This is a genomic window from Shinella zoogloeoides, from assembly GCF_020883495.1.
Lineage (GTDB): Bacteria > Pseudomonadota > Alphaproteobacteria > Rhizobiales > Rhizobiaceae > Shinella > Shinella zoogloeoides.
Map to the genome: position 1 here is coordinate 1,177,423 of NZ_CP086610.1, position 21,933 is coordinate 1,199,355.

Genomic DNA, 21,933 nt, shown 5'->3' on the forward strand with positions numbered 1-21,933 from the left:
TGCAGCCAGCGGGGCGTTTTCTTTCAGGTACGCAGTCCTGGCGCCTGATCGCCAAAGTCCTCCCACATGGCCCGCTGCGCCTTGTATTCGGCGCTCTCCCGGTAGGAGCCGAACCAGATGAGCTGTTCCGCATCGACGTGTTCCCCGGCCGTATGGCGCTGCTCGATGTCGAGCGCATTGCGGAAGCGCTGGGCGGGGGTGGGGTCGCTGCGAATGGGGGTGACGTTCTCGAACGCTCGCTGAGGAGCGAGGTCGGCAAGAACGATTTCGCGCTGAGCATCGGTCGCGACCGGCTCCACCCTTTTCCGGCTGGTGCCGACATCGAGCGCTGCGGCGATTTGTGGGGTCTGATGCCGCTCCTCACGCTTGGGCAGGGCAACAACATTCGGGATGTCTCGTGCGGCGACGGCAAGCGCGCGCTCGTGCAGGGCCGGTCCCTTATTGATCTCGCGCATGCCCTTGCGGATCTCCGCCGTCTTGTCGCGGATGATCTCCGCTCTCAGTTCCTTCTGCGCCTTGACCCAAGTTTCGGGGTGGACGCCTGCCAGCTCTGGGCAGAGCGCTTCGCCAAGATAAGTTCCGCCATCCAGGCTGAAGGCGTGCACACGCCCCATGTCGTTAGGGTCGCGCCGGACAAACACTTCCGTGCCCGGCAGGATGGAGGCCGCTAGATAGTGGCGGTGGTCGATGCGGATGCCGAACTTGGTGACCGTGCGGCGTCCGTCGTTCCCCACCGCCGGCATCAAGAGGACGTCCAGGGCACGCTCGTCGATGGTGCGGATCGGTGTCGTCGAGGATGCGGCCACCTGGAAGGGGGTGCGCCCGCCGAGACCGGCATGCGGCTCGTGCGCGTACATCGTCTCTGCCCATCGATCGACCGCCTCCTGCAGCTCTGCGCCGGAAAGCGAAACGCCGAAGGTTTCGGCATCATCCTCACCGAGACGCGCGGCGAAACTCTTGCGGTCTTCAATGGCCTTGCGGTCGGCGACGGAGTGCCCGACGTACCCTGGCAACAGCACGGCGAACTTGTGCTGGAAGGTCTTGATCATGCGCTCGACATGCCCCTTCTGCTCGGGGCTGTAAGCGTCGGATACCACCGCCTCGATCGCGACGGAGGCGAACAGACGCTTGATATCGCGAGACACGAAGTCGGACCCGTTGTCCGTCTTGACGGCGTCGGGGCTTCCCATGGCAAGGATGGCCTTGCGCATGAGCAGTGCGACGGCCGAGGCGCGCGGGGTGCGCGAGACGTACCAGATGGACCGGCGCGTCGCGATGTCGATGCAGCAATAGATCGAATGGCGACCATCGGTGCAAAGAGCATCCACCGGCGAGGCGTCGATCTGCCAGAGTGCGTTCGGCTCCGTGATATGGCGCAGGGTACCGACGCCGGAAAGCGCCATCGTCGAGCGGAATTTGTCGGGGTTCGTGAGCTTCGTCAGCTCGACGGCATGGGTTTCCTTCAGCGCCTTCAGGAAATGCTGGAAGGTGCGGATCGGGGGCAGTTCAATCGTCTTTCTAAGACCCTTTGAAACCACTTCAAGGGTGTCTCCAAACTCGTACCGGCATTGCGTCCTGACTTCGGACGCGGCGAGCTGCGGTGCCTTGGCGACGAGCGCTAGGAGGAACTTGCGGACAAGGCCGTCGTTCGCCGTGTCCAGCACGCCGGTACCGGCGCGGGCCTTGGAGCGGTCGATGGCAAGTGCGTGGTCGGCACCATTGGTCTTCAGGGAGCGCCAGCGGGCCAGCGAGCGCTTGGAGACCGAAGGGACGAGGTCTTTCACCCAATCGTCGACCTTGATCATGCCCATGCCGTAGCGATCGCAGAAAATCTGCATGCAGGCGCGCTGGTGAAGGCGCATGCCCCGGGCGAACCGATCAAACGCACCGAGGACGGCAAGGCGGGCATCGCGCTCCATGGCGGCGCGGTTGCTGACGGTGGCGGGTGCTACGATCTCGGTCGACGCTTCTGGCGTGGCAGTCTCAAGGCCCACCACCATATGGCGCTGGACGTAGGTAACCTGTGCCAAGGTCGGCAGGAGGCGATAGTTGTATTCAAGCCCGCCGCCGACTGCAGCGCGGTCGCGGACGTAGCAAGGATGTGCGTTCCAGCCCTCGCGCTTTGCAAGGCGGATGATGGCGCTTTCGGTTTTCGGCAGCTCGGGAAGCTGCTCTTCCGCGATCTCGCGAGCGGTCAGCCAGTCCCTCATACCGTGCCCGCCTTCTTGGCGGCCATGTACTCGATGAAACCGGCTCTGTGCTTCTGGCAAAAAACGAGTGTTTCGCGGGCGGCGAAAATGCGAGCCATCGCCATTTCGGCGATTTCCTTCTTCATCCGCCCGGCCTGCACCTCGCGAGGATAGACCTTCTCTCGCATTGCGATTTCACGGTCGATCTCGGCAATCTGGCCGACAATGGAAATCTTGTTCATTCTTCCCCCCGGAAGGTGCGGCGGACATCATCCGCAAGCCACTTGATGATGCTGCGCTGGCCGGTGAGGTGCACGGCGATGAGGGTGGCGCTGAGCGCCCAGACCAGCGTGATGGCGATGATCACCAGCATCACGACGTCGCGTTCGGTCAGGTGGATCATCGCGCGGTCCTCGCGGCCTGGATGAGGTCGCCGAGTTCGGCGGAACCCACCGTGATCGCTGCTACGAAGAGGATGATGGCGAGCAGCGCGACAAGATCGCGGAGCTGGAGATCGAGAAGTGCCCGGATCAACGGTTTGCCCTCCATTCGGCATCGGCGGCCTTCTCCTCGCGCTCCAGCTTTTCCAGCAGTTCGCGCGCCCGCTCTCGGCGGAGGAGTGCCTCGTATTTGCGGGGAACGACGATCAGCCCGGCCTCTTCGAGAAGCGTGTTGAAGGCCCGGGCGTCGCCGGTGACGATCGCCAGCGCCGCAAGGCGCAAGGCGGAAATCGAATGCTGCTCGCGCGCCTGGCTGGCGTAGGCGTCCAGCATGGCCTTGGAGACGTTGGTCTTCGTGACCTCGGTCATCTCGGAGGCGATCTCCTCTCGAGATTTCCCGCTCATCTCCATGGTCAGCGCGACCGCCTTCGCCAATCGACCAGCCACCGACCACGCCTTGACGTCCTCCTCGTCGAAGCGATCGACGACAGGCTCAGGCTTGAGGTTGCTGAAAAGATCGACCGTGAAGGGGTCGCGCTTGCGGGCCATCAGTTGCTCCGCCTCGCAAACCAGCGCTCAATGGCGGCAACGTGAACCTCGAAGAAGCGCTCCTGGTCCGGTTCCTTCAGGTTCGTGAAGCGCTCGGAGAAGGTCTCCCATGGCGCGAGCGGGACCTTGGGCACCGTGCCGTCGATCAGGTAGAGCGCCCCGGCCACGCTGCTGGCGCCCGGCGGCTGAGACAAAAGCAGGTCGGCAATTGCCGCCTGCCGGTCCGCCGTCTCGGCCGCGAGCGCCAGCAGTTCAGATTGGTTGTCAGCAATGGCATGAAGGGCGATGCGATTGATTACGTCCGCGTCGATCTTGGCAATACGCAGGTGACGCTTGACCGCATCCTTGTTGAGACCAAGGGCGCGTTGCGCCGCCTCGCTGAAGGTTCCGGCGAAGAGTTCCGCATGCGCGTCGAGCACGTCGTCCGAATTAGGTGCAAGTTTGCCCCTAATTGCTTTTCGCCCCGGCCGGATCACTCCAGTCGTCGTCTCGTAGATCGCTCGCCAATCGGCGACGTTGGTCGAGCGGTCGAGGACGGAGAGTTCCCGGCGCATGATCTGCGCCGATATCTGCTCCATCCGGAGCGCCGCCGATGAACTGAACTCGCTGGCCGATTGCACGAAGGCGTCGATATGGACAAGCCCAAGCTGCTCGACTGCGAGCATCCGGCGAAGGCCCTTGATGAGCTGGAACCGGCCACCGAAATCCACGACCTGGATCGGTGTATGCTGCCCGAGGCGGGCCATGTCTTCGCGCAGCGTGGTGACCCAGTCCGGGTCCGGCTTGCGATGATTCGGCGAGACGTCGATGGCGGCGATTTCGATCGCCTGCAGGCTACCTGTGGTGGGGGCGGCGACGATGTTCACGCCATGCGAGATTTTAGACAGCGCGTTCATGCAACGCTCCGGGCGTTGTCAACTGCGCGGCGGGTTTTTGCGCTATCGCGCGGCGTCTTGTTACTGGTAATCTCCTCCCCATCGTGACGGCCGAGTGTGTAGGCGTCCGGGAACATATCGCGGAACGGAACGCCAAGGGCTTCGGCAATCGCCTCAGCGCCCTTGCGGCTCGCTCCAATGATACCCTGGCGGCAAGCGCTCTCGTTGAGGCCCTTATCGCGTGCGATACCCGTCAGTGTCTTATTCTGACGGAGCAGCTCGTCTTTGATGGCCCGGCGATCCCACTTCTTCGTGGTCGTCATGGTGGCTCCCTGTTTTTCTGACCTCTGCGAAAGGTCGGCTGGCATGGGTGTCGGTGTTCAAACGGCGTTCAAACAATGTTGCAACGGGATATTCGCAGAATTCCGCGAACCAAGCAAGAGAAGTTCGCGAATTTCCGCGTCAGACTTTCCAGCTTCGCGAAAAACCGCGAATTCTAGAAATCACCTTTTGATTTCAAATGGATATGTCGAAAGCTCGTAGCTTTTTCCAACTCTGACGAAGCGTCAGAGTTAGCGGAGGATTGCGTGAAGGAAGGATACGATGATGGCTTTGGCGCGAGACTTCGCGAACTAAAGGGCAGCGAATCAGTCAACGCATTCGCGAAATTCTGCGAAGTTCCCGAGGCTTCCATGCGGGGCTACCTTGATGGGAAGATACCCACGGCCGATCGGGCTTTGCGGATAGCCCGGAAAACCAAGGCGGACTTTGAATGGCTGATTTCTGGTGATGAAAGCCATCTGCCGGGCACGAGTGGTGCGCAGCTCGTCGTCGCAAGGCCGACTGAAGGCGAAGTGGCCTATTTCCAGACGCCGTTCGCTGTTTCACCAGAGTTCGCGATGATCCCACGCCTCGACGTACAGGCGTCGGCGGGCGGCGGGCGCTTGGCTATCAGCGAAGACCCTCTGGAGTACCTGGCTTTTCAGGCGGTATGGTTACGTAGCCGTGGGATAAACCCGGCAACCGCCCGCATCCTGACCGCCCGGGGCGATAGCATGGAGGAGACGATCCGCGACGGCGACGTTCTCCTGATCGACACCTCGATCAACAGGATCAAGGACAACGCCATCTATATCGTTGTCTATGGCGACATGGTGCTGGTAAAGCGGGTCCACGGTCGCCTGAACGGCTCCCTGCAGTTGATCAGCGACAATCCTCGCTATCCGCCGGAGGAGGTCACCTCGGCCGAAGTCGATCAATTGAACATCGCAGGCCGCGTCATGTGGTTCGGGCGGACAATCTGATATCTGGGGCGGCGCGACGATGTGCCATTTGATCTTGCGCGGCGGTTTTCGCTTCCGCCTTCGATTTGCCCCGTCGAAGCCCTGACTTTCCGGCCTTCTCCCGCCAGTTCCCACTAAATCCCGGATATTCCCGGCTGTGCCATGTGTTCTTGCGGGTTACAATTATACCGTTCCGCGTTTGCCCATGACGACGCGATTTCGTGCAGCAGGGAAATTTCCGCTTGCATCCAAGTGCCCGAGACTATAGGGGTTTGCGCGGTCCGGAATGTAGCGCAGCCCGGTAGCGCACTTGACTGGGGGTCAAGGGGTCGTGGGTTCGAATCCCGCCATTCCGACCATTTTTCCTTTGATCGTTGATTGATGCCGAAGTTCCATTCGTGGAACTTTTCGGCATGTTTTGCGTTTCCTCGACGCCGGCCCGTGTGCCGGTCATCTGGAGCTTGAGGAGACGCCCATGGAAGACGCAGGTATCGGCTGGATCGCCGCCATCATCATCGGAGGCTTCGCCGGCTGGCTCGCCGAAAGGTTCATGAAGAGCGACATGGGCGTGCTGATGAACATCGTGCTCGGCATTGTCGGCGCGATGGTGGCAAATCTTCTGCTGGGCCTGATCGGCGTGTCGCTGGGCGGCTGGCTCGGCTATCTCGTCGCCGGCTTCCTCGGTGCCTGCATCCTCATTGCGCTGGCGCGGGCGATACGGCGCTAGAAAATACCCGTAGGTTTCGCAAAGGCCGCCTTTCCGCGAGGAGGGGCGGCCTTTGGCGTCAGGCGAGCAGGCTGCGGTAGAGCGCTTCCGTCTCGCCGATCATCCGCGTCAGGCCGTAGTCCCGGCTGCGGGCGCGGGCGGCCTCGGTGCAGGCCGCGAGGCGGCCGGGGAGGGAGAGGGCCAGCATGGCTTCGGCAAGCGGGGCCGGATCGTCGCCATTGGCGACCAGAAGGCCGTTCTCGCCGTCCGTCAGGACCGTCGAGGCTCCGCCGACATCCGACAGGATCAGCGGCTTGCCGGCGGCGGCGGCCTCCAGCATGGCGTAGGACATCGCCTCGTAGCGGCTTGGAACGACGAGCGCATCCATCGCCGCCATCGCCTGCGGGCCGGTGAAGTCGTTGGTAAGGTGGATGCGGGATGCATGTCGGCCCGCATCGATCTGCCCGCGTAGCGCCTCCTGCATCTCGCCGTCGCCGATCATCAGCAGCCTTGCATGCGGCTCGCGTTCGGCAAGGCGCTCGAAGGCGGCGACGAGGCGTTCGGGCGCCTTCTGGTGCGTGAGGCGGCCGACGAAGCCGAAGAGAAGGGCATCTTCGGGAATGCCGAGGGCGGCCCGCACGGCGCCGCGCGATCCGGCGGGCGGCGTCGCCACTCCATTGACGATGAGGGACAGTTTTTCGCGCGGCATGCCGAGGGCGCAGGCATGGGCGTATTCGTCGGCCGAAACGCAGATCAGCCGGTCGGTGAAGCCGCGGGCGAGCACCTTTTCGATTGCGCCGAAGAGCGTGCGGCCCATGGCGCCGAGGCCAGGATCCATAGTGCGGAAGGCGTGCGGCGTATAGACCCGCGGCACATGCGGGCCGGGAAGGCGGATGCGGGACAGCGCGCCGGCCTTGGAGCTGTGCCCGTGGATGATATCGAACGGGCCGGCGCGGCGCATGACCGCACGCAGCGCCCACCAGGCGGAAAAGTCAGAAAGGCCCGGCATGCGCATCATGGCGACGGCATGAATGCCGGCAAGGTTCAGCGCGGCCAGTTCCTCGACGAAGCGCCGGTCGGCCCTCACGGGCGAATAGACGGCATGCACCAGATGGCCGCGCGCCTGCAGGCCCCGGCAGAGGTCGAGGAAGTGGCGGCCGGAGCCGCCGCCGCTCGGCTCCAGCACCTCCAGGAGGCGCATGGGCCGGGAGCCGGTATTCTCGACGGCTGTCATGGGATACCGCGAGCCGACGCGGCTTGCCGGTTATGACGCCGCTCCAGCGCGAGGCATCCCCAGATGACGCCCATCAGCAGGTAGAAATGACGCCAGTGGTCGGTGTCGATGACGAAGCCGATGGCGCTGTGGCCGACGATGGTGATGAAGGCGATCATCAGGAACGGTTGCCAGGGCCGGTCGCGCAGCAGCGCCTTGAAGGCGGCCGAGAGCGTCCAGGTGATGAGCACCAGATAGGTGAGGAAGCCGAGCCAGCCATAGGTGGTCAGCGATTTCAGGTAGATGTTGTGCTCGTCCTCCGGGAACATCTTGCTGAAGACCATTGGGCCGATGCCGAGCGGCCGCTCCATGGCCATCAGGAAGCCGATGCGGTGGCGCTCGAAGCGGCCGAGATGGCCGCTGTCATAGTCCTGCACGAGCTGGGTGCGGCTGGTGAAGAGGTTGGAGACCTTTTCGAACTGCAACGCCACGATCAGCGCAAGGATCATCAGGCCGACCGCCGAAAGGCTGAGGACGAGAATTCTCAGCCGGAATGCGCCCGTGCGCTCCTTGAGCAGCATGACGAAGACGAGCGCGACGACGCAGAAGAGATAGAGCGCCCAGGCCGCGCGCGAGAAGGACAGGAAGACGCCGAGCGCGAGGATGAGGAGGCCGATGAGCTTGAGCGGTGCGGCGAGGATACGGCCGGAAAGCAGGCCGTGAACAAGATAGAGCGAGGGGGCGATGAGGAAGGGGCCGAAGACGTTCGGGTCCTGGAAGGCGCCCTTGGCGCGGTCGTAGAGCGTGAAGGCTTCTGCGCCCGGAAAGGCGTGGAAATAACCGAGGATGCCGAGCAGCGAGGTGATGAGCGCGCCCGCCACCCAGGCCCGGAAGATGAGTTCCAGCCGGGCGGGCTTCGCCTCGATGATGGCGGCGAAGAACACGCTGGACAGCGCCAGGAACAGCGAGACGGCGATATACATCGGCCCGCCGGCCAGATCGTCCATCACCGTCAGCGAGAGCATGCCGCCGACATTGAACAGCACGTAGAGGATGAGCAGCGGCGCGACGCCGCGCGAGATGCGCAGGCCCACAATGGCCCACAGGCCGATGAGGCCCGCCATGAAAAGCTCATAGGGCGCTGGCTCGCTGATGACGAAGCCCGACAGGAACACGCCGATCGTCACCAGTATGGAGCCGATAATGCCGAGGGCCGCAAGCTGCGGCCGGAAGGGCGGGGCGTAGGGGAGGGCCGCGTCGCTCAATAGGCGTTTTCCGTGTTGAGCAGGCGGATCGGCGTGAGGAACAGGATCTTCAGGTCCAGCCAGAGCGACCAGTTCTCGATGTAGTAGAGGTCGAACTCCGTGCGGAAGCGGATCTTGTCGTCATGGTCGATCTCGCCGCGCCAGCCGTTGATCTGCGCCCAGCCGGTAACGCCGGGCTTGACGCGGTGACGGGCGAAATAGCCGTCGACCACATCGACATATTTGCGGTCGTGCGACTGGGCCTCGACGGCATGCGGGCGCGGACCGACGAGAGAGAGCTGGCCCTTCAGCACGTTGAGAATCTGTGGCAGCTCGTCGATGGAGGATTTTCGCAGGAAGCGGCCGACGCGGGTCACGCGCGGGTCGCCCTTCGTCACCGCGGCGCGGGCCGTCGGGTCGGAGAGATGGGTGTACATCGAGCGGAACTTGTAGACCTCGATGATCTCGTTGTTGAAGCCGTGGCGCTTCTGCTTGAAGATGATCGGCCCCGGTGAGGAGAGCTTGACCGCGATCGCCGCGCCGATGAACACCGGCCAGAGCAGCGCGAGCGCGACGATGCTGAAGAAGATGTCGAAGATGCGCTTGGCGACATTGTCCCAGTCGGCGATGGGCTTGTCGAAGATATCGAGCATCGGCAGGCTGCCGACCTGCGAATAGCTGCGCGGACGGAAGCGCAGGCCCTTGGCGTGGGCGGCGAGGCGAATGTCGACCGGCAGCACCCACAGCTTCTTGAGCAGCGCCAGGATGCGCGTCTCGGCCGAGAGCGGCAACGAGATGATCAGCATGTCGATGCGGGCGAGGCGCGCGAATTCGACGAGTTCGGCGACATTGCCGAGCTTGGGGTAGCCGGCGATGATCGAGGGCGAGCGGCGCTCGTCGCGGTCGTCGAAGATGCCGCAGATGCGGATATCGTTTTCCGGCTGGTGCTCCAGCGTGCGGATCAGTTCCTTGGCCGGCTCGCCGCCGCCGACGATGACGGCGCGCCGCTCCATCGTGCCGTTGCGCGCCCAGCGGCGGATCGCATAGGCGATCACCTGCCGCTCGATGACGAGAAAGACGGCGCCCGCCGCAAACCAGGAAGCGAACCAGACGCGGGAATAGTGGCCGCCGGACTTGAAGAAGAAGAGCGCGAGCGCCATGACCGCGAAGGCGGCGGCCCAGGCCGCCAGAATCCGCGGCGTCATGCGCAGCGGCGAGCGGAGCGCGGGAACCTGATAGGCGTCGGCAAGCTGGAGCAGCACGATGCCAAGCCCCGCGCCGCCGACGAGCACCGCCACGTAGAAGGCCCTCATGCCGACATCGAGATAGAGCGCGTGGATGATATAGCCGAGCGCGGCCAGCGCCACGAATTCGCCGAGGCGCAGGAGGCCGGTGATCATGGCCGGCGAATAGGTATCCTCGCGGAATTGCTGGGCAATCTTGCGGGCAAGCGGATTGAGTTCGACTTCCTTGTCGCCGGCATCGTCGGGCGCGCTCGTCCGGCTTTCGGAAATCTTGCGCCTGAAGGCTTCCGGATCGAAGGAGTCGGATTTGTCGACATGGTTCATGGCATGCACCTAGGGAGCTTTCCCCGGGGATAGCATGAAGGCCCTAAGAAACGTTTACAGGGCGCAGGCGGGGCGTTCAGGCGAGCCGCTTTCCGCCGCTCTGCCCGGCCAGAACCTCGTGGTAGAGCGTGAGGAGGGAGCGTGACATGGTCGAGGCGGAGAAGGTGTTCTTGAAGGCGGCCGGTTCCGGCATGACCTTGCGCAGCCAGGCCGGATCGCTGACGGCCTGCGCCATGACGGCGGCGAGCGAATGGGCGTTTCCCGGCTCCGTCAGCGCGATGCTGTCGCGGCCGAGCACTTCGGGAATGCCGCCGACGCGGCTGGCGATGACGGGCTTGCGGGCGGCAAGCGCCTCCAGCACGATATAGGGCATGGCCTCGGCGCGGGAGGGCACGACGACGTTGTGGGCGAAGGCGAAGGCTTCGCGCGCGCGCATGGAGGGCATGAGGGCGATGCGCCGGCCGAGGCCGAGTTGCAGCATCATCTGCTCGTACTTCTCCTTGTCCGGCCCGTCGCCGACCATCAGGGCCGAGAGCGGGCGGCCGACGAGGCGCTCGGCCTCGGCGAAGGCGTCGATGAAGATATCCGGCCCCTTCAGGTCGCGCAGCATGCCGATATAGAGGAAATCGACGGCATCCTCGCTGGGATAGACCGTATCGAAGTCGCGGTCGTGGATGCCGTTATAGATGCGTTCGGCACGCACGCGCGGCTTGCCGACACGGGCGGTGTAGGCCTCCTGCTCGTAGTCACAGACGAAGGTGAGCGCATCGCCGAGCGGCTGGAGAAGCCGTTCGGCCGTGAGGATCGCCAGTCCCGCGGCCGTGCGGTTCGTATAGTGCAGGCTGCCGCCATGCGGCGAATAGAGGCGGGCTACGCGATACCTGTTGACCCGCAGGGCTGAGCCGATGAGCCGGGCAATGGCGCCACCCTTGGCGCCGTGCCCGTGCAGAACATCCGGCCGCAAACCTTTTATTTCACGATAACTTTCCCGGAAGGCGCCGAAATCCCGCGGGCTGATGGACCGGCTGATGGGCAGGCGCACGAGACCGAGCGGAAGATAGGGGCGGATTTCATCGAACAGCGAATCCTCGAACGAGCCGCCCGTAAGGCTGTCGCAGATGATGCCGACATCATGACCCGCCTTCACATGGAATTCGGCAAGGTCGCGCACATGGCGGAAGATACCGCCGATGGGAGACCGGAAACAATGAATGATGCGCAGAGGCCCATCGTCCGCCATGGTGCTCAGAACAGCCGTTCGCGGACATAGATCGTGTCGCCGGCCAGGATCGGGTCGGAGATGGACACGCGTCCGGTGACGATCTTGCCGTTGATCTTGCGCGTCACGTCGACGTCGCGCTGGTTGGCGCGCGGCGAGAAGCCGCCGGCGACGGCGATGGCGTTCTGGATCGTCATGCCGGCGACATAGCTGTACTGCCCGGCCTGGCCGACCTCGCCCATGACGTAGATGGAGCGGTAGCGGTCGACCTCGATGGAGATGTCGGGATCGCGCAGATAGCCCTGACGCAGCTTGGCCGCGATGGCGCCTTCGAGTTCCTGCAGCGTGCGGCCGCGCGCCGGCACCGAGCCGATGAGCGGGAAGGCGACATAGCCGGCCTGGTCGACCGTGTAGGTATTGCTGAGGCCCGGCTGCTCGAAGACCGTGATGCGCAGGCGATCGCCGCTGTCGAGGCGATAGGGCTGGATCGTCGCCTCGTGGAAGGCCTTGGGGGCGGGGCGGTAGCCGCTGCAGCCGGAAACGGCCGGCGCCACCAGCGCGAGCGCCAGCAGCAGGCCCTTGTTGAAGGTTGCGAAGCTCATTCGCGTGTTCCATCCCCAAATCAGAAGTCTGGCCGCTGTTATCGATCCGTTAGGGTTAATAGCTGGTAAAAACCGGCGCGGCGCGCAGCGAATATTCACGGCATCCATGCGCAGGGCACCTCGGCGCGGTTAACACTTGAGTTACCATGTTTGTTTACCGTGCGCGGACATCATCGTGTTTGGAGTGGGATATATGTCGGGCCTCAACAAGAGCCAGCAGGATGTCGATATCGACCTTGGCGGCCTGTTCGGCGCGATCTGGCGCAATCGCATGCGCGTGTTGCTGGCAACCGCCGCCTGCGCCGGCGTCGCCTTCATCGGGGCCAATCTCATTACGCCCCAGTACAAGGGCGAGGCGCGCCTGCTCATAGAGACGCGCGATCCGGTCTTCACGACGGGGCAGGAGCGGGCGGCGAGCAGCGACGCGCAAACCGCCTTCGACGAGCTGGGCATCGCCAGCCAGGTCCAGCTCCTGCAATCGGTCGACCTCATCAAGCAGGTCGCCCGCAACATGAAGCTCTACGAGCTTGACGAGTTCGACACGACGGCAAGGCCCTCGGCGATTTCCGATGTGCTCGTTCTGCTCGGTATCAAGAAGAACCCGCTCGACCTGCCGCCCGAGGAGCGCGTGCTGAAGGAGTTCGCCGAGAGGCTCACCGTCTACCAGGCGGAGCGCTCGCGCGTCATCGGCATCGAGTTCGCCTCGAAGGACCCGGCCCTTGCCGCCGCGATCCCGAACGAGATGGCCAAGGTCTATCTCTCGCTTCAGAGCGGGGCGCGGCTCGATACCAATTCGGAGGCAACGCGCTGGCTCGAGCCGGAGATCGCCAACCTGCGCGAGAAGGTGCGCGAGGCCGAGCAGAAGGTCGCCGAGTACCGCTCGCAATCCGATCTCCTGCCGACGGGGGAGAATGCGACGCTCGCGGTGCGTCAGCTTAACGATATTTCCACGGAAGTCGCTCGTGTGCGCGGCGAGCGCGCCAGCGCCGAGGCGCGCGCGGAAAGCGTGCGCGCGGTGCTGAAGAATGGCGGCGCGCCGGACACGCTGACCGATGTCGTCGGCTCGCAGATGATCCAGCGCCTCAAGGAAAACGAGGCGCAGATCCAGGGCCAGATTTCGGACCTTTCCACCTCCATGCTCGACGGCCATCCGCGGCTGAAGGGGCTGCGCTCGCAGCTTGCCGGCATAAGGGGGCAGATCAAGGCGGAAACGCAGAAGATCCTGTCCAGCCTCGAAAACGAGGCGAAGACGGCGGCCTTGCGCGAAACGCAGCTTACCCAGCAGCTCAACACGCTGAAGGCGAATGCGGCCCGGGCGGGCGAGGATGAGGTCGGCCTCAACGCGCTGGAGCGCGAAGCGGCCGCCCAGCGCCAGCTTCTCGAAACCTATCTTGCGCGTTACCGCGAAGCCACCTCGCGCACCGACAGCAGCTCCAGCCCGGCCGACGCCCGCGTGATCTCCGCCGCCGTCCAGCCGACGGAGGCCGCTTTCCCGAAGGTGATGCCGATTACCATCGTCGGGGGTGTCGCCGGTTTTGCGCTGAGCGCAATCGCGATCCTGCTGGCCGAGCTTTTCAGCGGCCGCGCCCTGAAGCCGGTGGGCGGCGCGTCTTCCTACCGCGAGGAAGAAGAGGAGGAGGAGATGGAGCCTGTCGCCGCCGCGCCGGAGCCGGTCGTGGTCGTGCGGAAGAAGGCCGAAATCCCCGTCAGCCATGCCGCCACGCCGGATATCGAAGCGCCTGCCCGCTCGCTCCTGTCGGATATCGAGCCGGAAGACGCTGGCGAGGATGAGGACGAGGACATTGTCTCGCCGGTCGAGGAGGATGGAGCCGAGGAGGACGAGGGCGACTATTCCGTCGCGGCCGTCGCACGGCACCTGATCGAGAACGATATCCCGGTCGTCGTCTCCGTTTCGCCCTCCGGCGACCGTGGCTCGACCGCGACGGTGATGCTGGCCCGCCGCGTTTCGGAAGAAGGCCGCAGGACGCTCGTCATCGACCTGACGGGATCCGCGTGCCCGACGCGCCTGATGGCGCAGTCGGTGGAGCTTCCCGGCATCACGGACCTTCTCGTCGGCGATGCCGCCTTCGGCGACATCATCCATGGCGACCGCCTGTCCGGCGCGCATGTCATTCCGCGCGGCACGGCCAATATCAAGCGCGCCATGCGCGGCGTCGACCGTCTGGCGATCGTTATCGATTCGCTTTCCGATGCCTACGATACGGTGATCGTCGAATGCGGCCCGGCGGAAGTGGAAGGCGTGCGCCGCCTGACGCGCGGGCAGGAGACGGATATCGTCCTGTCCATTCCCGGTGCCGACGAGGACGACATCGTCGACCTGATCGGCGCTTTCGGCGAGGCGGGTTACAACGAGATCGTGCTGATGACGGGCGAGGGGAACGAGCCGCCCCGCCATCCCGGACGCCGGGCGGCTTAAGCCCCCTCGCTGTCCGCATCCGTGCGGCCGAAGCGCAGGCGCTGCAACAGCCAATAGAGGCGCGGGTTCCGCTTGATGAAGCGCTTGGCGGCGGTTTTCGCCCGGTGCGCGCCGGACGCGATCCGGCCGGCGGTCGTCGCCGGCCACAAGAGATCGTGCTGCGCCGTCTCGATCCTGCACCACGATCGCTTGTAGGGCTGGTCGCCGATGCCGAAATCGAAGAGGTGCGCGCCTTCCGCGCACAGCCTTTCGATCACGAGATGAAACAGGAAGTCGCCCGGGCTGGCATCGGCCGCGACGCTGTCGTCGATGGAGCCGAACTGGCAGATCACGTGGTCGCCCTTGCGCGAGAGGCCGGTGACGGCGGCGATATGGCCGGCATGCGCGCCGGAAAGCCTGAGCGCGTGCAAGCGGAGCGGATAGCAGGTGTCCGAGGCTTCCATGACGGCGAGCCTGCGGAAGAAGGCGCGCGTCTCCTCGCCGCGGAACACGTCCGGCAGCCCCATCGCCTTGAACCGTGCGGCCTTCTGGCTGAAGAACGTGTCGAGCAGCGCGAGCGCTTCCTCCGGCGATGCCGCCACGACATGCTCATAGCCGCCGGTTTCCAGAAGCCGCCGTTCGGAACTGCGCGCCCGCTTGCGCCGGCGCTTGGCATTGAGCTGCGCCAGCGTCTTCTCGAAATCCTCGAAGAGCGTTAGCTGGAAGGCGGCGTTCTGGTTCAGTACGGCGGGCAGGTCTGCGAAGGGGTTCCGCTCGCCGCGCCAGTCGAGCGGCATCTTTTCCAGGAGGAGAAGGTCGAAGGACCGGGCGAGTTCGCCGCGGGCCTGTTCCAGCGCCGTGGGGAGCAGCGCCCCGCCTCCCGCAGCGCGGAATTCATCGGTATGGAGGCCGGTGTTGATGTTGCTGAAGTCCGTTGCAAGCAGGCGGGCGACGCGCAAGGGGCCACGGCGCACGATCTCCAGCGGCAGGATGAACCGGCTGCGCCCCGCGCTGACACCCTCGATGATCAGCAGGTCGCAGGCATGAGCCTGCGTCCACGCCAGACACCAGTCATAGCTCTGGTGCAGCGAGATGGAAGCTCCGGCCTCCATGGCGCGCCAGCGCTCGGCAAGCGGCTCCATATGCGTGTGAAGGCGCAGGACGAGCGATGCACGCGAATCGTCGCCGGTTTCCCGCGAGGCGGGATCGGCAAGTGCGCGCTCGGACGCATCGATCTGCAATTGCATCAATCCCGACCCTTGTCCGGCCAGCGGCCGTATCATCGCGGCACGACGATAGAGGCCGGGCCTGCAGAATGGTTTAAAGGCCGGCGACGGCCGGCTTTCGGCTCGGCGAATTCCGCCGGTTCGGTTAGTGGTTTCCTAACGGCCGTTATTGGCCGCCGGGCTTGCCGGGCTTTTCCATCCACTTGATGATGAGCATTGCCGGCAAGATCCAGAGCAGGCCCGTGGCCGCGAAATAGAGGAGATGGATATACCAGGGCGAAGCCCCGAGCGTGGCGGAGGCGACGGTGGTCGCGACCAGCGCATAGACGAGCACGAGGATGATGATCAGTACCGTACCGATCAGTTTTCTGAGGCGAGGGGGCATTGTCGGTCTTTCGATAAGCACGGGAAGGCGGGCCGCGACGGCATGCCGCAAAGGTTCGGACCTTGTTTTGCACGGGCCGCTCGGGCAAATCAACGCTGGAGCAATCCGGGCAAGCCCTCTGCGAGCGGTTTTCCGCCCGGATTCCATGGAAAGGATTTGACCGGAACGGCGGCGTGCCCGCCGCTCCGGTGACAGGAGCCGACAGAATGAGCGCCATGACCGCGACCGCATACCGCAGGGATCACGACACGGACAGGATCGACCGTAACCGCCGGCAGGTGCGCCGCTGGCTGGGCTTCGTGCTGTTCACGCTGTTCGTGCTGGTGCTGGTCGGCGGCGCGACCCGGCTGACCGATTCCGGTCTCTCCATTACCCAGTGGAAGCCGATCCACGGCGTCATCCCGCCGCTCACCGCCGGGGAATGGCAGGAGGAGTTCGATCTCTACAAGCGCATTCCGCAATACGAGCAGATCAACAAGGGCATGACCGTCGACGAGTTCAAGACGATCTTCTGGTGGGAATGGGCGCATCGCCTGATCGCCCGCTCCATCGGCTTCGTCTTCGCCGTGCCGCTCGCCTTCTTCTGGCTGACCGGCCGGATCGAGAAGAGGATGCGCTGGCCGCTCGTCGGCCTTCTGGCGCTGGGCGGTTTCCAGGGCTTCATCGGCTGGTGGATGGTTTCCTCGGGGCTTGCCGAGCGGGTCTCGGTCAGCCAGTACAGGCTTGCCACGCATCTCACCATCGCCTGCCTGATCTTCGCGCTGACGGCCTGGCTGATGCGGGCGCTATCGCCGCACAGCGACGACGCCGCGCCCACGGACAGCGCGCGCCGCATGGCCGGCGTCATCGCCTGCATGGCGATCTTCCAGATCTATCTCGGCGCGCTCGTCGCCGGCCTCGATGCAGGCCTCAGCTACAATACCTGGCCGCTGATGGACGGCGCGGTCGTGCCGGGCGGTCTCTTCCTGCAGCAGCCATGGTGGATCAACCTCTTCGAGAACCCGAAGACCGTGCAGTTCGTCCACCGGGCCGGCGCCTATGTGCTCTTCACGCTCGCGCTCGCGCATATGATCGCCTCGCTGCGCGCGGCCCTCGCGACGACACATGCCCGCCGCTCCCTCGTGCTCTTCGCGCTCGTCTGTCTTCAGGCGACGATCGGTATCCTGACGCTTGTCTGGCAGGTCCCGCTCGCCTGGGCGCTTGCCCATCAGGGTGGCGCGCTGATCGTGCTCGGCTTCGCCATCGCCCATTGGCGCGGATTCTATGGCGAGTATCCCCGGGAGATCGCGGACGATTGACGCTCTCAGGCTTGCCTGAGGACGCGGCGGATGGCCGCGGCGACGCCGAGTTCGTTGTCGCGCTCCTCCACGCTGCCGTCCTCGTCGTGCCATGCGGCCGAGAGGCAGCCATAGGCGAAGGCATAGCGGAGGATCGTACGGACATCGCGGCCGAGCGTCTGGGCGAAAATGCCGGCCATTCCGGCGATCCGCTCCTCGTTGCGCGTCAGGTCGAAACGGTCGAGCGGATTGGAGAACATGTTGGCGGCATCGAGCGCCGCGTCGCCGATCAGCGCCGCCGGGTCGATGACGAGCCAGCCGCGCGGGCCGTGGACGATGTTTTCGTGGTGCAGGTCGCCGTGCAGCGGCCTGATATCCTGCTGGTCGCCGATCAGGGCTTCGGCGATGGCCGCAGCTTCCGCATAGGGGCTTGCGAGGTTTGCCCTGCGGTCCAGCTCGGCCTTGGTGAACAGGCTTGCGAAATAGCGCGGCAGCGGTAGCAGGCTCGCGGGCGGCGGTGCCTGCGAAGGGTGGTGGTACGCCAGCAGCACCTCGGCGGCTATGCGGGTCGCGTCGTCGTCGCCTCGGGTCTCAAGGTGGTCGCGCAGCGTCGTCCTGCCGGCGTGCTCCATCAGGAGCATCGCGCCCGAGCGGGCAAGGAGCTTTACGCAGCCGACGCCGTCCCGCCACGCTAAAAAATCCGCGCCGCGCAGGCTGTCTTCCAGAACCTTCGGCTTCAGGTGCTTGACGACGGCGACGGCGCCATCGGGCAGCGTCACTTCATGGACGCTTCCCGCAACCGTATCGGCGATCTGCCGGGCGCTTTCGATCCGCCATTCGGCGGGAAAGGGCGGCGCTTCGGCTTTCATCCCCTCAGCATCAGGTCCATGTTCTGGACCGCCGCGCCGGATGCGCCCTTGCCGAGATTGTCGAGCAGGGCGACGAGGTTGACATGCGGCGCGCCGGCGGTGCCGAAGACGTAGAGCTTCATGCGGTCGGTATCGGCCAGCTCCACGGCGTTGACGCGGGCAAGGCCTGCGCTTTCCTTGAGATCGACGACCTCGACGATGTCCTGCCCGGCATAGTGCTCGACCAGCGCCTCATGGATCGAGCCGAGCGAGGCATGGTCGTTGAGGTCCGCGAGGTAGAGCGGCACCTGCACGATCATGCCCTGCGGGAACTTGCCGACGGAGGGGGAGAAGAGGGGCGCGCGCGACAGCAGACCATGCACCTGCATTTCCGGCACGTGCTTGTGCTTGAGCGGCAGGCCGTAGAGGAAATGCGGCGCATCGATATGCTCGGGATGATCGGCATTTTCCATCTGCGCGATCATCTGCTTGCCGCCGCCGGTATAACCCGAAACGGCATTGACCGTGACCGGATAGTCTTCCGGCAGGAGGCCGGCAAGGCGCAGCGGCCGGAGGAGGCCGATGGCGCCGGTCGGGTAGCAGCCGGGATTGGCGACGTAGCGGGCGCTCGCGATCTTCTTCGGCTGTTCGCGGTCCATCTCGGCAAAGCCATAAGCCCAGTCCGGATTGACGCGGTGCGCGGTCGAGGTGTCGATGATGCGCACCTGGTTGTTGCCGGAGACCATGGCCACGGCTTCTTTCGCCGCGTCGTCCGGCAGGCAGAGGATCGCGACATCGGCGCTGTTCAGCAGGTCTTCGCGTAGCTGCGCATTGCGGCGCTCGGCTTCGGGAATGGAGAGCAGCTCGACATCGTTGCGGCCGGCCATGCGCGTGCGGATCTGCAGGCCCGTCGTGCCGTGTTCGCCATCGATGAAGATCTTCGGTTTCATCTGCTGTCCATTTCCGTTGAGGGGTGTCGTGTGGGCGGCCTGCGCGTGCATCGAAGCGGCGGCGAAAGCGCCTTCCCACGCTATAGCCCCGGCTCCTGCCGCTTTCAATGCCGCCGCCGCATTTACCAGTTTCATGAAAGCTGTGTGACGGCGCATGCCATTGGTGGTATTCCGGCAAAAATTCAATCCTGTCGATACAGACAAGGAAGTATCGCAATGACAGTCATTCGCCGCTTCGCCGGTATTCTTGTTCATCCCGCGGCGGTTTTTGTACTGGCAATCGCATTTGCAGGCGTACTGCGCTATCTGGACAAGCGAGGAGCCTATCTGCCTTATACGGCGGCCGTAACGCTGACGCTCGCAGCAATAGCTTATATTGCTTCAAGGCGGCCGATTTTCTCGCTCTATACTGCCGGCGCGGTGACCCTGCTGATCGGGATTGCCTCCAAGGTGAAGTTCGACCTCAAGGGCTTTGCGCTCCACTACTACGATCTCGTCTTCACCGGCGGAGATACGAGCGCTCTCGATTTCCTCGTCCGGAACTATGGTTATATCCTCTATATCGGGCTGGCGCTGATCGGTGTTGCGGTGGTGCTTCTCGCCGTTGTCTTTACGGCCGACAGGCCGCGCGCGCCCCGCCTCCTGTGGCGAGTGGGCCTTGTGCCGGCCTGTGTGGGGCTGGCAATTCTGCTCTTCCCGAAGGCGACCCCTGAAAACCAGGGTTTCATGCCGTTTATCGACGGATACAACGCATCCGCGTTCTACTTCTCTTTCGCGGACTTCGACCCCATGGGCCGGAAAGTGAAGTTGGCGGACCATCTCAAGACGGATGTTGGCGAAAGCCTGTCGGGCACCGCGGACTGCGGCACCGGGCAAAAGCCGGATGTCATGCTGGTGCTCAGCGAAAGCCAGGCCGATCCGGCGATCTTCCCGGAACTCGGTCTGCCGGAGGATTTTCGCGCGCTCTTTGCCTCGGACGATGGCATGGTGCGCCCGCTCTCGGTCGAAATTTTCGGAGGCGGGACCTGGGCGACGAATTTTTCGGTGCTGACCGGCCTTTCGCCGACCGATTTCAGTTGGCAGTCGCACTATGTGACCGAACTCATGGAGAACCGCATACGCGGCGCCCTGCCGGAAATGCTCGCGGCCTGCGGTTACCGCACGGTCACGATCATGCCGATGTTCCAGCAGTTCGTGAACGAAGGAGATTTTCTCCGCTCCATCGGCGTTCAGGAAGTCTACGATGCGGCTGCGCTCGGACTTGCCGGCGTAGGGAACCTCACGGAAGACAGCACCTATTACGACTTTGCCGAAAAACTGATCGCCAAGCATCGGGCGACGGACGGAAGGCCGCTTTTCCTGGCGATCCAGACCATGTTCGCGCATGGGCCTTACGATGCCGCACCGGAAACGCGGGATGCCGGCAGCAAACCATTCTCGGATGATCCGCAGGTCGACAACTATCTGCGCCGCGTTCACGCCGCACGCCTCCAGATCCATCGGTTCCTCGCTGAACGTCAGGCGGAGCCGGGGCCACGCGGCACCGTGCTGCTCGAATATGGCGATCATCAGCCCATTGCGACCAAGCCCCTGCTGGAGCAGCGTGGCGACCTTCGCCTCGCTGACCTGACATCGCCCGCCTATCGCACCTTCCTGTCGATCCACGCATTCGAAACGCCCGTGGACAAGCATCTTTTCGACAAGCCGATGGCGACCGGCTTCCTGGCGGCGACCCTGGTTGAGGCCGCCGGTCTGCCGAGTTCACCCCTGATGCGCAGCCTTGCGGACCTTCGCGAGGCCTGTGGCGGCAAATATCACGATTGCCCGCAACGGGAGCTTGTCGACGCGAATCTCACGATGCGCGCCAATGGCGGCCTGCTCAAGCTCGACTGACGCGGCAGAGGGGCTTCAGCGGCGCTCCGCCAGCTTCTCGGCGTGCAGGCCCAGCATGTACATGGCGATGTTGGAGCCGGCGATGGCTGTGATGTCGGCGTGGTCGTAGGCGGGGGCCACCTCGACCACGTCGGAGCCGACGATGTTGAGGGCGCCGAGCTTGCGCAGGACCGAGAGGATGCGCGCGCTCGACGGGCCGCCGGAGACCGGCGTGCCGGTGCCGGGGGCGAAGGCCGGGTCGAGGCAGTCGATATCGAAGGTGAGGTAGGTCGCCCGGTCGCCGACATGGTGGATGATCGTGTCGGCGATTTCGGCGGCGCTCATCTCCTCGACATCGTAGCCGTAGAGGATGCGGATGCCGCAATCTTCCGGTGCATGGGTGCGGATGCCGATCTGGATCGAGCTTTCCGCGTCGATCAGCCCCTCGCGCACGGCGGTGCCGACGAAGGAGCCGTGGTCGATGCGGCCCTTTTCATCGGCCCAGGTGTCCTGATGGGCGTCGAACTGGACGAGGGAGAGGGGGCCGTATTTTTCCGCATGGGCGCGCAGCAGCGGCAGCGTGATGAAATGGTCGCCGCCCAGCGTCAGCATGTAGGCGCCGGATTTCAGGATCTTCTTTGCCTCGCGCTCGATGGTGCCGGGCGTCTTCTGGTGGTTGCCGTAATCGAGCAGGCAGTCGCCATAGTCGATGACGGCCATGTCCTCGAAAAGATCGCGCTCGAAGGGATATTGCGGGTCGTTGTCCATGATCGCCGAGGCGCGGCGGATGGCCTGCGGCCCGAAGCGCGTGCCGGGACGGTTGGAGGTCGCGGCATCGAAGGGAATGCCCCAGACGACCGCGTCGACATCCTTCAGGACCTTGGTGTAGCGGCGGCGCATGAAGGAGAGGATGCCTGCATGGGTCGGGTCCGAGGCCGCGCTCTTCAGCGTCTTGGCGGTGATGGCGTGGTCGATCGTCTTGTTGGCCATGAAAGTCCCTCCGAAGTGTGGCGGGACGTTCGCCAATCGGCGGCTGCAAGGCAAGGGGATTTTGCGGATTTTTATAGGGCA

Annotated in this window: 22 protein-coding genes and 1 tRNA gene; 6 read left to right on the plus strand and 17 right to left on the minus strand. The window is 64.4% G+C overall.

The features are described from left to right. Window positions 1-23: 23 nt before the first annotated feature. Genes K8M09_RS05910 through K8M09_RS05935 form a run of 7 tightly spaced genes read right to left on the minus strand, consistent with a single transcriptional unit; the run spans window position 24 to window position 4,376 of the window. Window positions 24-2,210, minus strand: a complete 2,187-nt coding sequence (locus tag K8M09_RS05910) for a DDE-type integrase/transposase/recombinase (RefSeq protein ID WP_160784817.1) — start codon at window positions 2,208-2,210, stop codon at window positions 24-26. Continuing rightward, on the minus strand, window positions 2,207-2,431 hold the full coding sequence (locus K8M09_RS05915; RefSeq protein WP_160784816.1) for a hypothetical protein: 225 nt from the start codon (window positions 2,429-2,431) through the stop codon (window positions 2,207-2,209). The genes K8M09_RS05910 and K8M09_RS05915 overlap by 4 nt, the downstream gene beginning before the upstream one ends. Continuing rightward, window positions 2,428-2,592, minus strand: a complete 165-nt coding sequence (locus tag K8M09_RS05920; protein ID WP_160784815.1) for a hypothetical protein — start codon at window positions 2,590-2,592, stop codon at window positions 2,428-2,430. Before K8M09_RS05920 ends, K8M09_RS05915 begins: the two co-directional genes overlap by 4 nt. Continuing rightward, window positions 2,589-2,723: a hypothetical protein gene (locus K8M09_RS23640; protein ID WP_267500182.1), complete on the minus strand. Its 135-nt coding sequence runs from the start codon at window positions 2,721-2,723 to the stop codon at window positions 2,589-2,591. Before K8M09_RS23640 ends, K8M09_RS05920 begins: the two co-directional genes overlap by 4 nt. Next, on the minus strand, window positions 2,720-3,178 hold the full coding sequence (locus tag K8M09_RS05925; protein ID WP_160784814.1) for a hypothetical protein: 459 nt from the start codon (window positions 3,176-3,178) through the stop codon (window positions 2,720-2,722). Before K8M09_RS05925 ends, K8M09_RS23640 begins: the two co-directional genes overlap by 4 nt. Further along, complete coding sequence (locus K8M09_RS05930) at window positions 3,178-4,074, minus strand: ParB/RepB/Spo0J family partition protein (protein WP_160784813.1); 897 nt, start codon at window positions 4,072-4,074, stop codon at window positions 3,178-3,180. Before K8M09_RS05930 ends, K8M09_RS05925 begins: the two co-directional genes overlap by 1 nt. Next, window positions 4,071-4,376 (minus strand): helix-turn-helix domain-containing protein, encoded by a 306-nt coding sequence (locus K8M09_RS05935; protein WP_160784812.1) that lies wholly within the window; start codon window positions 4,374-4,376, stop codon window positions 4,071-4,073. Before K8M09_RS05935 ends, K8M09_RS05930 begins: the two co-directional genes overlap by 4 nt. A gap of 264 nt (window positions 4,377-4,640) precedes the next feature. Here K8M09_RS05935 and K8M09_RS05940 point away from each other — a divergent pair, with 264 nt between their 5' ends. From K8M09_RS05940 to K8M09_RS05950, 3 genes are all read left to right on the plus strand, one after another. Beyond that, on the plus strand, window positions 4,641-5,357 hold the full coding sequence (locus tag K8M09_RS05940) for a S24 family peptidase (protein ID WP_229342171.1): 717 nt from the start codon (window positions 4,641-4,643) through the stop codon (window positions 5,355-5,357). 261 nt (window positions 5,358-5,618) lie between these two features. After that, window positions 5,619-5,695, plus strand: a tRNA-Pro gene (locus K8M09_RS05945). Window positions 5,696-5,811: 116 nt separating this feature from the next. Beyond that, window positions 5,812-6,063 (plus strand): GlsB/YeaQ/YmgE family stress response membrane protein, encoded by a 252-nt coding sequence (locus tag K8M09_RS05950; protein WP_160784811.1) that lies wholly within the window; start codon window positions 5,812-5,814, stop codon window positions 6,061-6,063. Between the two features lie 58 nt (window positions 6,064-6,121). Here the strand turns inward: K8M09_RS05950 and K8M09_RS05955 are convergent, their stop codons facing one another. The 5 genes from K8M09_RS05955 to K8M09_RS05975 form a co-directional block, all read right to left on the minus strand. Further along, entirely contained in the window at window positions 6,122-7,276 is a 1,155-nt protein-coding gene (locus K8M09_RS05955) for a glycosyltransferase (protein ID WP_229342173.1), read from the minus strand. Beyond that, window positions 7,273-8,520: an O-antigen ligase family protein gene (locus K8M09_RS05960; protein WP_160784810.1), complete on the minus strand. Its 1,248-nt coding sequence runs from the start codon at window positions 8,518-8,520 to the stop codon at window positions 7,273-7,275. The genes K8M09_RS05955 and K8M09_RS05960 overlap by 4 nt, the downstream gene beginning before the upstream one ends. Further along, window positions 8,517-10,067: an undecaprenyl-phosphate glucose phosphotransferase gene (locus K8M09_RS05965; protein WP_160784809.1), complete on the minus strand. Its 1,551-nt coding sequence runs from the start codon at window positions 10,065-10,067 to the stop codon at window positions 8,517-8,519. The genes K8M09_RS05960 and K8M09_RS05965 overlap by 4 nt, the downstream gene beginning before the upstream one ends. Before the next feature lie 76 nt (window positions 10,068-10,143). Next, entirely contained in the window at window positions 10,144-11,307 is a 1,164-nt protein-coding gene (locus K8M09_RS05970) for a glycosyltransferase family 4 protein (protein WP_160784808.1), read from the minus strand. Between the two features lie 5 nt (window positions 11,308-11,312). Next, window positions 11,313-11,888, minus strand: coding sequence for a polysaccharide biosynthesis/export family protein (locus K8M09_RS05975; protein WP_160784807.1), 576 nt, complete (start codon window positions 11,886-11,888; stop codon window positions 11,313-11,315). A gap of 193 nt (window positions 11,889-12,081) precedes the next feature. Here K8M09_RS05975 and K8M09_RS05980 point away from each other — a divergent pair, with 193 nt between their 5' ends. Next, window positions 12,082-14,325 (plus strand): GumC family protein, encoded by a 2,244-nt coding sequence (locus tag K8M09_RS05980; RefSeq protein WP_160784806.1) that lies wholly within the window; start codon window positions 12,082-12,084, stop codon window positions 14,323-14,325. Here K8M09_RS05980 and K8M09_RS05985 read toward each other — a convergent pair. Both K8M09_RS05985 and K8M09_RS05990 read right to left on the minus strand, forming a co-directional pair. Then, window positions 14,322-15,551, minus strand: coding sequence for a GNAT family N-acetyltransferase (locus K8M09_RS05985; protein WP_160784805.1), 1,230 nt, complete (start codon window positions 15,549-15,551; stop codon window positions 14,322-14,324). The genes K8M09_RS05980 and K8M09_RS05985 overlap by 4 nt on opposite strands. A gap of 145 nt (window positions 15,552-15,696) precedes the next feature. Continuing rightward, on the minus strand, window positions 15,697-15,915 hold the full coding sequence (locus K8M09_RS05990) for a DUF2842 domain-containing protein (RefSeq protein ID WP_160784804.1): 219 nt from the start codon (window positions 15,913-15,915) through the stop codon (window positions 15,697-15,699). A gap of 206 nt (window positions 15,916-16,121) precedes the next feature. On the opposite strand from K8M09_RS05990, the gene K8M09_RS05995 reads away from it, so the two are divergent. Next, the gene (locus K8M09_RS05995) at window positions 16,122-17,213 is read left to right on the plus strand and encodes a COX15/CtaA family protein (protein ID WP_160784803.1); all 1,092 of its coding nucleotides are present in this window, start codon (window positions 16,122-16,124) and stop codon (window positions 17,211-17,213) included. Window positions 17,214-17,218: 5 nt separating this feature from the next. Here the strand turns inward: K8M09_RS05995 and K8M09_RS06000 are convergent, their stop codons facing one another. Beyond that, window positions 17,219-18,061 carry an aminoglycoside phosphotransferase family protein gene (locus K8M09_RS06000; RefSeq protein WP_160784802.1) on the minus strand — a complete coding sequence of 281 codons (843 nt, stop codon included), beginning with the start codon at window positions 18,059-18,061 and terminating at the stop codon, window positions 17,219-17,221. Beyond that, on the minus strand, window positions 18,058-18,990 hold the full coding sequence (argC, locus tag K8M09_RS06005; RefSeq protein WP_160784801.1) for an N-acetyl-gamma-glutamyl-phosphate reductase: 933 nt from the start codon (window positions 18,988-18,990) through the stop codon (window positions 18,058-18,060). Before argC ends, K8M09_RS06000 begins: the two co-directional genes overlap by 4 nt. Here argC and K8M09_RS06010 point away from each other — a divergent pair. Further along, window positions 18,958-20,883, plus strand: coding sequence for a sulfatase-like hydrolase/transferase (locus tag K8M09_RS06010; protein WP_160784800.1), 1,926 nt, complete (start codon window positions 18,958-18,960; stop codon window positions 20,881-20,883). The two genes, argC and K8M09_RS06010, sit on opposite strands and share 33 nt — an antisense overlap. Before the next feature lie 15 nt (window positions 20,884-20,898). Here the strand turns inward: K8M09_RS06010 and speB are convergent, their stop codons facing one another. Next, window positions 20,899-21,852, minus strand: coding sequence for an agmatinase (gene speB, locus K8M09_RS06015; protein ID WP_160784799.1), 954 nt, complete (start codon window positions 21,850-21,852; stop codon window positions 20,899-20,901). Between the last annotated feature and the right edge of the window lie 81 nt (window positions 21,853-21,933).

Coding starts and splice junctions, on each gene's coding strand:
- K8M09_RS05985 (WP_160784805.1), bottom strand. CDS start 15,551: ATGCAATTGCAGATCGATGCGTCCGAGCGCGCACTTGCCGATCCCGCC.
- K8M09_RS05935 (WP_160784812.1), bottom strand. CDS start 4,376: ATGACGACCACGAAGAAGTGGGATCGCCGGGCCATCAAAGACGAGCTG.
- K8M09_RS05990 (WP_160784804.1), bottom strand. CDS start 15,915: ATGCCCCCTCGCCTCAGAAAACTGATCGGTACGGTACTGATCATCATC.
- K8M09_RS05920 (WP_160784815.1), bottom strand. CDS start 2,592: ATGATCCACCTGACCGAACGCGACGTCGTGATGCTGGTGATCATCGCC.
- K8M09_RS05995 (WP_160784803.1), top strand. CDS start 16,122: ATGAGCGCCATGACCGCGACCGCATACCGCAGGGATCACGACACGGAC.
- argC (WP_160784801.1), bottom strand. CDS start 18,990: ATGAAACCGAAGATCTTCATCGATGGCGAACACGGCACGACGGGCCTG.
- K8M09_RS05915 (WP_160784816.1), bottom strand. CDS start 2,431: ATGAACAAGATTTCCATTGTCGGCCAGATTGCCGAGATCGACCGTGAA.
- K8M09_RS05975 (WP_160784807.1), bottom strand. CDS start 11,888: ATGAGCTTCGCAACCTTCAACAAGGGCCTGCTGCTGGCGCTCGCGCTG.
- K8M09_RS05930 (WP_160784813.1), bottom strand. CDS start 4,074: ATGAACGCGCTGTCTAAAATCTCGCATGGCGTGAACATCGTCGCCGCC.
- K8M09_RS06000 (WP_160784802.1), bottom strand. CDS start 18,061: ATGAAAGCCGAAGCGCCGCCCTTTCCCGCCGAATGGCGGATCGAAAGC.
- K8M09_RS05910 (WP_160784817.1), bottom strand. CDS start 2,210: ATGAGGGACTGGCTGACCGCTCGCGAGATCGCGGAAGAGCAGCTTCCC.
- K8M09_RS05955 (WP_229342173.1), bottom strand. CDS start 7,276: ATGACAGCCGTCGAGAATACCGGCTCCCGGCCCATGCGCCTCCTGGAG.
- K8M09_RS05925 (WP_160784814.1), bottom strand. CDS start 3,178: ATGGCCCGCAAGCGCGACCCCTTCACGGTCGATCTTTTCAGCAACCTC.
- speB (WP_160784799.1), bottom strand. CDS start 21,852: ATGGCCAACAAGACGATCGACCACGCCATCACCGCCAAGACGCTGAAG.
- K8M09_RS05965 (WP_160784809.1), bottom strand. CDS start 10,067: ATGAACCATGTCGACAAATCCGACTCCTTCGATCCGGAAGCCTTCAGG.
- K8M09_RS05950 (WP_160784811.1), top strand. CDS start 5,812: ATGGAAGACGCAGGTATCGGCTGGATCGCCGCCATCATCATCGGAGGC.
- K8M09_RS05980 (WP_160784806.1), top strand. CDS start 12,082: ATGTCGGGCCTCAACAAGAGCCAGCAGGATGTCGATATCGACCTTGGC.
- K8M09_RS05970 (WP_160784808.1), bottom strand. CDS start 11,307: ATGGCGGACGATGGGCCTCTGCGCATCATTCATTGTTTCCGGTCTCCC.